General features: G+C 38.7%; 1 pseudogene. It reads right to left on the bottom strand.

From position 1 onward, the window contains the following. Positions 1 to 211: 211 nt before the first annotated feature. A pseudogene (locus tag CKO50_RS25190) lies at positions 212 to 282 on the bottom strand (transposase); the annotation flags it as partial.

Here is a 282-nt window from a genome sequence, read left to right as displayed (position 1 = left end):
AATCGATGACACCCACTACTATTTGTATCAACGCTGAATAAACTTAGGTAAAAAAGTATAAAAATACTTCAATCACTTTGGTTAAATACGTTTATCGATAGGTTGATTTTTAGCACTCAAGCGTATCTATGCACTAAAATTCGGTTATCGTGCACGACAACGCGCTGTAAATACAACGGTAAGAAATTCTAGAGTTGAAAAGCTTGCTCTGCTAAGCCAACAAGCGCTCGCAGTTTGTTAGGTTTGTCCGTCGTCGTTTTTGCAGTGTTTCACAGTAAGCGG

Source organism: Pseudoalteromonas sp. HM-SA03, from assembly GCF_002289345.1.
GTDB lineage: Bacteria > Pseudomonadota > Gammaproteobacteria > Enterobacterales > Alteromonadaceae > Pseudoalteromonas.
Note: the sequence above shows the minus strand (reverse complement) of the source record. Positions and strands in the feature narration are given on the sequence as shown.